The sequence below is a fragment of the Flexivirga sp. genome (assembly GCF_051955415.1).
GTDB lineage: Bacteria > Actinomycetota > Actinomycetes > Actinomycetales > Dermatophilaceae > Flexivirga.
This window is the reverse complement of sequence record NZ_JBQCGS010000009.1, coordinates 43,098-51,064: the sequence shown is the minus strand read 5'-3', so window position 1 is coordinate 51,064 and position 7,967 is coordinate 43,098. Positions and strand designations below refer to the sequence as shown.

General features: G+C 68.1%; 7 protein-coding genes. 2 read left to right on the top strand and 5 right to left on the bottom strand.

Annotated features, from left to right (window positions below):
* Positions 1-222: 222 nt before the first annotated feature.
* From ACTHL4_RS01155 to prpC, 3 genes are all read right to left on the bottom strand, one after another.
* Complete coding sequence (locus ACTHL4_RS01155) at positions 223-1,089, bottom strand: isocitrate lyase/PEP mutase family protein (RefSeq protein ID WP_440280892.1); 867 nt, start codon at positions 1,087-1,089, stop codon at positions 223-225.
* Positions 1,089-2,591: a bifunctional 2-methylcitrate dehydratase/aconitate hydratase gene (locus ACTHL4_RS01150; protein WP_440280891.1), complete on the bottom strand. Its 1,503-nt coding sequence runs from the start codon at positions 2,589-2,591 to the stop codon at positions 1,089-1,091. Before ACTHL4_RS01150 ends, ACTHL4_RS01155 begins: the two co-directional genes overlap by 1 nt.
* Positions 2,592-2,842: 251 nt before the next feature.
* Positions 2,843-3,991 (bottom strand): bifunctional 2-methylcitrate synthase/citrate synthase, encoded by a 1,149-nt coding sequence (gene prpC, locus ACTHL4_RS01145; protein WP_440280890.1) that lies wholly within the window; start codon positions 3,989-3,991, stop codon positions 2,843-2,845.
* A 151-nt stretch (positions 3,992-4,142) separates the two neighbouring features.
* Between prpC and ACTHL4_RS01140 the strand changes: the two genes are divergently transcribed.
* The gene (locus tag ACTHL4_RS01140; protein WP_440280889.1) at positions 4,143-5,567 is read left to right on the top strand and encodes a helix-turn-helix domain-containing protein; all 1,425 of its coding nucleotides are present in this window, start codon (positions 4,143-4,145) and stop codon (positions 5,565-5,567) included.
* 15 nt (positions 5,568-5,582) lie between these two features.
* Here the strand turns inward: ACTHL4_RS01140 and ACTHL4_RS01135 are convergent, their stop codons facing one another.
* Complete coding sequence (locus ACTHL4_RS01135) at positions 5,583-6,368, bottom strand: SCO family protein (RefSeq protein WP_440280888.1); 786 nt, start codon at positions 6,366-6,368, stop codon at positions 5,583-5,585.
* Positions 6,369-6,452: 84 nt separating this feature from the next.
* On the opposite strand from ACTHL4_RS01135, the gene ACTHL4_RS01130 reads away from it, so the two are divergent.
* On the top strand, positions 6,453-6,995 hold the full coding sequence (locus tag ACTHL4_RS01130) for a hypothetical protein (RefSeq protein ID WP_440280887.1): 543 nt from the start codon (positions 6,453-6,455) through the stop codon (positions 6,993-6,995).
* Here ACTHL4_RS01130 and ACTHL4_RS01125 read toward each other — a convergent pair.
* A complete protein-coding gene (locus ACTHL4_RS01125) occupies positions 6,971-7,948 on the bottom strand; it encodes a peptidoglycan-binding protein (protein WP_440280886.1) in 978 nt (325 codons plus the stop codon). The genes ACTHL4_RS01130 and ACTHL4_RS01125 overlap by 25 nt on opposite strands.
* Positions 7,949-7,967 lie beyond the last annotated feature (19 nt).

Below are 7,967 nucleotides of genomic sequence, written 5' to 3'. Positions count from 1 at the left end.
CGCCCTGAACGACCGCTACGCCTGATTCCCCTGCTTCGCCTCCTCCACAGGACGCCAGCGGCATACCGGCCGCTCAACGAACCGACACCATAAGACAGAGAGGGGACGGTGGTGGTGGGCCCCATGGGGGGCCCAACAACGTGTCCTCTCAGTCGTATGGTGTCCGTTCGGTGAGCGGCCGGTATGCCGCTGGCGTCCTGTGGAGGAGGCGAAGCAGGGGAATCAGGCGTAGCGGTCGTTCAGGGCGTCCCACATCGGCTTGTCGACCAGGCGCTGCCGCTCGGCGAAGCCGACGACCAGGTTGTCCTCCTCGGTGACGCGGCCGCGGTCGCGCAGCGCGGTGAGGGCGTTCTGCATGCCGAAGACCGCACCCTGCAGCGCCGCGTTGGCGTAGAGCACGATGCCGTAACCGGCTTCGGCCAGCTCCGGTGCCGAGACCATCGGCGTCTTGCCACCGATGACCAGATTGGCCAGCAGCGGCTGCTCGACCAGGCTCGGCAGGTTCAACACCTGCTCACGGTCGGTCAGCGCCTCGACGAAGAGGATGTCCGCGCCGGCCTCGCCGAACGCTCGCGCCCGCTCCACGGCCGCCTCGAAACCGTGCACGGCGGCGGCATCGGTGCGCGCCATGATCAGCAGGTCGTCGTCACGCCGAGCGTCGACGGCGGCCTTGATCTTGTTCACGGCCTCGTCGTCGGAGATGACCGACTTGCCCTCGAAGTGGCCGCATCGCTTCGGTGCGACCTGGTCCTCGAACTGGATGCAGTCGGCGCCGGCTCGCTCCAGCACCCGCACGGTGTGCCGCACGTTGAGCGCGTTGCCGAAGCCGGTGTCCGCGTCGACCAGCAGCGGCAGGTCGACGGCGTCGCGGATCCGGGCGGTGTGGTCGGCGATCTCGGCAAGCCCCATGAAGCCCTGGTCCGGAAGGCCGAGCGACATGTTGGTCACCCCGGCACCGGTGACGTATGACGCCCGGAAGCCCAGGTCCTGAATCACCTTCGCCGACAAGGGATTGAACGATCCGGGCACGACGACACCGGCCCGCTCGTCGACCAGTGCACGCAGTTGCTGCCTCGTCGAGGCCTGCATCAGGCGCCCTTCCCGAAATCGTTGTCCGCTGTCACGAAGAGGTCGACATACTCGTGTACCGGGGTGGCGGCGAGTGTGTCCTGGTCGAGCGACACCTCGGCGATCCGCTGCTGGCGGGTCTCGTCGAAGCGGCGGGCCAGATTGCGGCGGAACTTCGCTTCCAGCAGCGGCAGGCCCTCCTCCCGGCGGCGTCGGTGCCCGATCGGGTACTCCACGACGACCTCGTCCAGGGAGGTGCCGTCGGTGAATTTCACGGTCAGCGCGTTGGCGATGCTGCGCTTGTCCGGGTCGTGGTAGTCCTTGGTGAACTGCGGATCCTCGGCGCAATGGATCTTGGCGCGCAGCGCGTCGATCCGCGGGTCGGCGGCGACGTCGTCCTCGTAATCCGCGGCGGTGAGCCGACCGAAGATCAACGGGACGGCGACCATGTACTGGATGCAGTGGTCCCGGTCGGCCGGGTTGTTCAGCGGGCCCTGCTTGTCGATGATCCGGATGCACGCCTCGTGGGTGCGGATCGTCACCTCGTCGATGTCGTCGATCGTCTTGCCGGCGGCCTCGAGCCGGTCCCGCAGCGTGTGCGCGGCCTCGACCGCGGTCTGGCTGTGGAACTCGGCCGGGTAGCTGATCTTGAACAGGACGTTCTCGGCGACATACGAGCCGTAGGGCCGCTGGAACGTGAACGGCTTGCCACCGAAGCTCACGTCGTAGAAGCCCCACGTCGGCGCGGTCAGCACGGTCGGGTAGCCCATCTCGCCGGTGCGCGCGATCAACGCGAGTTTCACGGCCCGGCTGCACGCGTCGCCGGCGGCCCAGCTCTTGCGGCTGCCGGCGTTGGGTGCGTGGCGGTAGGTGCGCAGCGACTGGCCGTCGACGAAGGCCAGCGACACGGCGGCGAGCGTCTGCTCACGGTTCAGGCCGAGCAGTGTCGAGACGACGGCGGTGCTGGCGACCTTGACCAGGATGACGTGGTCGAGACCGACCGCGTTGAAGGAGTTCTCGAGCGCGATGACGCCCTGGATCTCGTGCGCCTTGACGATGCCCTCGATGACGGCTTGCATGGTCAACGGCTCCTCGCCGCGGGCGACGCGCTCGCGGGAGATCCAGTCGGCGACGGTGAGTATGGCGCCCGCGTTGTCGCTGGGGTGGCCCCACTCGGCGGCCAGCCAGGTGTCGTTGAAGTCGAGCCAGCGCACCAGGGCACCGTTGTCGAACGCGGCCTGGACCGGGTCGAGGACGTAGTTGGTGCCGATGACGCGGGCGCCGTTGGGCACCTCGGTGCCGGGCACGATCGGGCCCAGCAACTTGGTGGCGGCGGGGTATTCGAGGGCCTCCAGTCCGCAGCCGAGCGCGTCGATCAGGATGTTGCGGGCAGTGCTCAGCGCGAGCTCGGAGTCGATCCGGTAGTCGCGGACGTAGTCGACGATGTCGACCAGGACGTCGTCCCAGGCGCGGCCGCCGGTCGCGGATTTCGTTGTGGTGGAGTCGTTTTCACTGCTGGACAAAGCTGTTCGCCAATCGTGGATGGGGTGTATGTCGAAGAAGCACGCTGGTCGAGTAGCGACGAAGGAGCGTATCGAGACCAAGTATGTCGGTCACGAGGTCTCGATACGGGCTCGCCTAGCGGCTCGCCCTACTCGACCGACGTGGGCACGCTGGTCGAGTAGCGACGAAGGAGCGTATCGAGACCAAGTATGTCGGTCATAAGGTCTCGATACGGGCTCGCCTAGCGGCTCGCCCTACTCGACCGACGGGATCAGCGCTCGGCGAGGGGGACGAACTTCTGGTCCTCCGGGCCGACGTAGTTGGCACTCGGCCGGATGATCTTGTTGTCCGCGCGCTGCTCGAGGACGTGCGCGGCCCAGCCGGTGGTGCGGGAGATGACGAACAACGGGGTGAACATGTCCGTCGGCACCCCGAGGGCGCGGTAGCTGACCGCGCTGAACCAGTCGAGGTTGGGGAACATCTTCTTGGCGTCCCACATGACCGACTCGATGCGCTCGGCCACGGCGAAGAGCCGCTCGTCACCGGTGCCCTCGGACAGGTCCTGGGCGACCTTCTTGATGATCTTGTTGCGCGGGTCGGAGATGGTGTAGACGGGGTGGCCGAAACCGATCACGACCTCCTTGCGGGCGACCCGCTCGCGGATGTCGGTCTCCGCCTCGTCCGGGGTGGCGTAGCGCTGCTGGATGGTGAGTGCGACCTCGTTCGCGCCGCCGTGCTTCGGCCCCCGCAGGGCACCGATCGCACCGGTGATCGCGGAGTACAGGTCCGAGCCGGTTCCGGCGATGACGCGGGCGGTGAAGGTGGAGGCGTTGAACTCGTGCTCGGCGTACAGGTTGAGCGAGATGTTCATCGCGCGGACCTGCTCGTCGGTCGGCGCGGTCCCGTGCAGCAGGTGCAGGAAGTGCCCGCCGATCGAGTCGTCGTCGGTCTCCACGTCGATCCGCTTGCCGCTGTGGGTCCAGTGGTACCAGTAGAGCAGCATGGAACCGAGCGATGCGATCAGCCGGTCGGCGATGTCGCGGGCGTCCGCGTCGTTGTGGTCGTCCTTCTCCGGCAGGGTGCAGCCGAGCACCGAGACGCCGGTGCGCATGACGTCCATCGGGTGACTCGCTGCAGGCAGCGCCTCGAGCGCCTCGCGGACCGCGAGCGGCAACGCGCGCTTGGCCTTCAGTTGCGCCCGGTAGGTGTCCAGCTGGGCGGCGGTCGGCAGCGTGCCGTGGATCAGCAGGTGAGCGACCTCCTCGAAGCTGCAGTTCTCGGCCAGGTCGTTGATGTCGTATCCGCGGTAGGACAGGTCGTTGCCGTGCTGACCGACGGTGCACAAGGCGGTATTGCCTGCCGGCACCCCCGAGAGCGCGACGGATTTCTTCGGTTTCGGGGTGGTGGCTGTGTCGGCCATGACGACTCCTTGTGGGCTTGTCGGTCGAGTTGTCGGGGTTCCTTGCGTCCTTCACAACATAAGCAAACAGCTCCGTCGCGGAAACCAGCGCCCTGCTGCGAAGTTGCGACAGTTTGGGCAGTGCCGTTGCGAACTTTGCGAAGATTGACGCGTGGTCACTGGGGAGTACGCCGGGTTCGTGGTGCGCCGTGCTCGGGAGGAGGCGGGTCTGACCGGCGCGGCTCTGGCGCGGCGGTGCGCGATCTCGGCCAGCTACCTCAGCCAGATCGAGCACAACGCGCGGGTGCTGACACCACAGCTGCGCACGCGCATCGCGGCCGTGCTCGGCGTGGAGGTGCAGGAGCTGACGATCGACCCCAGGGCGCGCACCGCGGCCGCGCTGGTCGACAGTTTCGCCGAGCACCCGGAGCTGCGTGCGCTGTCGTTGTCCGAGGTGCGCCTGGTCGCCGATCAACTGCCCGGTGTCGCGTCGGCGTTGTTGAGCCTGGCCGGCGGCCGCAACGCCGACCGTGAGCGCATCGAGGCGCTGGAGCTGCGGCTCGGCGGCGACCGCGACGACGACATCGGGCCCGTGATGCCGTTCGAGGCGGTGCGCGACTTCATCGCCCTGCACCGCAACTACTTCGACAGCTTGGACCGCGGCGCGGAGGAGTTGGCCGCGCGGCTGCAGCTGCGCCCTCGCACCCGTTACGAGCAGGTCCGCGCCCACCTGCAGACGCTCGGTGTCGATGTCGTCGAGCGCCCCCGCGAGCAGTTGCACGGTCAGCGGTTGTTCGAACCGCAGGAGCGGCGGCTGCTGGTGGCCGCCGAGCTGAGGCCGGCGCAGAAGGCATTCCAGCTGGCCAGTCAGATCGCCCTGCTGACGATGGAGGAGCAGATCGCGGCATACCTGTTCACCGCGCCGTACGCCGATGAGGTGACGACACGGCTGACCCGGATCGGGCTGGCCAACTACTTCGCCGGGGCGCTGCTGCTGCCCTACCGCACGTTCCTCACCGCCGCACGACGGCTGCGCTACGACATCGAGATGCTGTCGGAGGAGTTCGACGTCGGTTTCGAGACGATCTGCCACCGGTTGAACACGCTGCAACGGCCGGATGATTCGGGCATCCCGTTCGCGCTGGTCCGCGTCGATCGCGCCGGCAACATCTCCAAGCGGCAGTCGGCGACACCCTTCCACTTCTCACGCACCGGCGGCACCTGCCCCTTGTGGACGGTGTATGACGCCTTCACCCGTCCCGGCCAGGTGCTGCGGCAGATCGCTGAGATGCCCGACGGGCGCGCCTATCTGTGGATCGCGCGCACGGTCACCAGTGGCGCGGTGGGTTTCCGCGCCCCGAACAAGACGTTCTCGGTCGGTCTCGGTTGCGACCTGTCCTATGCGCCGCAAACGGTGTATGCCGCCGGCCTGGACCTGCAGGACCGCACCCTGCGGGCGAAGATCGGCATGGGTTGCCGCGTCTGCGAACGCCCGGCCTGCCCCCAGCGGGCGGTGCCGTTCGCGGGACGGACGCTGCAGGTCGACGAGAACCGGACGCACCTGTATCCCTATGTGCACGAGGGTGATCCGGACTGACGTCAGGAACGGGATTCATCGCCGCACCCAGTTCAGCACGGTCTGCGCCTGCGACTCGGTCCACGCGGTGTGCGCGGGGGAGTCGAGCGTCCTCCTGCCTCGCGCGTCCATGAAGGAGCGCAGCTTCGGCGGCACGGAGCCCGCCCGGGCGTAGGGCGCGGCCTCCAGCACGAAGCGCTCGTCGCCGGCGGCGTCGATGAAGAACACCTCGTCGGAGTGCTGGACGTCATAGGTCAGCGCAGCGCCGGTGCGCCAGTTGTGCGGGACGGATCCCGTGGCGTCGGGGACCCGTTTGCGCCATACACCGAAGTAGTCCCAGAGTGCCTTGACGTTCTTGGCGCTGCCGGTCCACGCCTGCCAGTCCGAGGGCGGACGGGTGAAGAGCTTGCGATAGGCGGCCAGTTGTGCGGTGGTGTCCCGGGCCGGATCGACGGTCAGCGACACGAACAGCGGGGGCCGGCCGGAACTCGTGCTCTGCTCGGCCCGGGCGGTCTGGACCAGCGTCGCGGTGTCGATCGGGCACGTCTCCTGACAGAGCGTCATGACGTCCGAGAGCACCACCGTGCGCCCGGCCAGATCCTCCAGGCTGACCCGCTGGCCGGCGCTGGCGGTGAACGACAGATCGCGAACCCACTCCGGAATCTTCGAATCCATCGGCGTGCCAATCCGATTGAGCGACGCCGGAGTCGCCGGCTCGGCCGGCTTGGGCTTGGCGGCCGGCGCCGCCGAGCACGCCGTGAGGCTCAACGCGACCATGCCCCCGCCGATGCCCCCGACGAGCGCCCCGTGCCATCGATGCATGCGGCGACCCTGGCATGCGCAGCTGAACTCCGGCTGGACGGCACGCATCACTGCACAGTGCAATAGTTGCTCTATGCTGCACACATGGCCGATTGTCATGATTCCGTGTCCCGCTCGATCGACGCCGAACTCGCGGACGACGACGCGGCGAGCATGCTGGCCGGACAGGCCGACATCGTCGACGCGGTCCTCGCCGCCAACCGGGTCTTCGTGGCGGTCGCGGCGGGCGCGCTGGCCGGCCTGGAACCGGAGGTGACGCTGCCGCAGTTCCGTGCCCTGGTGTTGATCGACATCCACCGCTCGATGACCGTCGCGCAACTGGCCGACGCACTCGGGGTCGTCGCCGAGATGACCGGCAACCTCACCATCCTGGCGCCGGCGATGGTGGCGGTCGGACTCGCCTACCTGATCGTCCGGCATGACGACCGGACCATCTACCGATCCCAACTGGTCAACCGTGGCGAGGCCGTCGCGGCACGGCTGACGACCAGATCGCCGATGCAGCCAACGGCGGAGGCGATTCCGGGTGCACCGGTCGTCGATGGCGAGCGACGGTTCATCGGCACCGTGCGGCTCTTCGACGACGGAGCCGGGCGCAGCGATCAGCCGACGAACTGGAAGTGGTAGCTCTCGCCGTCGGTGCCATAGGGGAACGGGTTGGTGAAACCCCACCGCTGGGCGTTGGCCGACAACCATTTCTGGCCGGCGCCGCCCCAGCCGAACTCCTCGCCCGGTTGGTCGGTCTCGCGGAAGTCGACCGCGATGCCGTAGCCGTGGTTGGACGTGCCGGGGTATGCCGCGCGCGGGCTGCCGAACTTGTCGTACCAGTACCACTGTTCGTTGATGCTGCGGTAGGTCAGGTCGATCGCGGCGTAGTGGCCGAACTGTGCTTTGTAGGCGTTCTCCATGGCAACCAGGTAGGGCTGGACGTCGCAATTGAGATAGCGCGGCGTCGTCGCGGTGTAACCGGGGTCGAAGCGGTCCGGGGAGTTGTATGCCGCGGGGACCTGGCACAGGTTGCCCGCGGGGATCCGGCCGTTGATCGACGACGGGTCCGACGTCGAGGTCTCCAGATTGCCCTTGTGCACGTAGCCGAGACTGGTGCGCAGCCACGGGCCCGTGCCGACGCGGGTGCCGGTCACCTGGGCGTGCGGACCGTAGCTGCCGACGACGTTGTACTTCAGGCCGGGACCGGACCGGATGGTGGCCTTCGATCCGGCCGCACCCGCGTCGGCCATCACGTAACCGGTGACCGTCGTGCACCCCGGAAACCCGCCCAGCAGGTCCCACGTCATCGGACCGACGACGCCGTCGGCGACCAGGCCGCGCCCGGTCTGGAACGCCTTGACCTTCAGCAGGGTCGCGTTGCCGAAGTAGCCGTCGGCGGTCAGCCCGCCCAGCCGTTGCTGCAGAGTCCTGACCAGTGCGTGGTGCGAGTCGCCATACCGGATGGTGATCACCGAGCAGCTCGAGGTGGCCGCATGGGCGGTGCTCGCCGCCGTGCCCGCGGCCACCGGGCCGAGGCTGCTGAGGGCGAGCACCGCCACGCCGGCGAGGGTGAGTGACGCGATCTGCTTCATGAGGACGATCCACCTCGTG

Bases quoted from the DNA above. Each gene is read 5' to 3' on its own strand.
- ACTHL4_RS01125 (WP_440280886.1), bottom strand. From the start codon at position 7,948: ATGAAGCAGATCGCGTCACTCACCCTCGCCGGCGTGGCGGTGCTCGCC.
- ACTHL4_RS01155 (WP_440280892.1), bottom strand. From the start codon at position 1,089: ATGCAGGCCTCGACGAGGCAGCAACTGCGTGCACTGGTCGACGAGCGG.
- ACTHL4_RS01130 (WP_440280887.1), top strand. From the start codon at position 6,453: ATGGCCGATTGTCATGATTCCGTGTCCCGCTCGATCGACGCCGAACTC.
- prpC (WP_440280890.1), bottom strand. From the start codon at position 3,991: ATGGCCGACACAGCCACCACCCCGAAACCGAAGAAATCCGTCGCGCTC.
- ACTHL4_RS01135 (WP_440280888.1), bottom strand. From the start codon at position 6,368: ATGCATCGATGGCACGGGGCGCTCGTCGGGGGCATCGGCGGGGGCATG.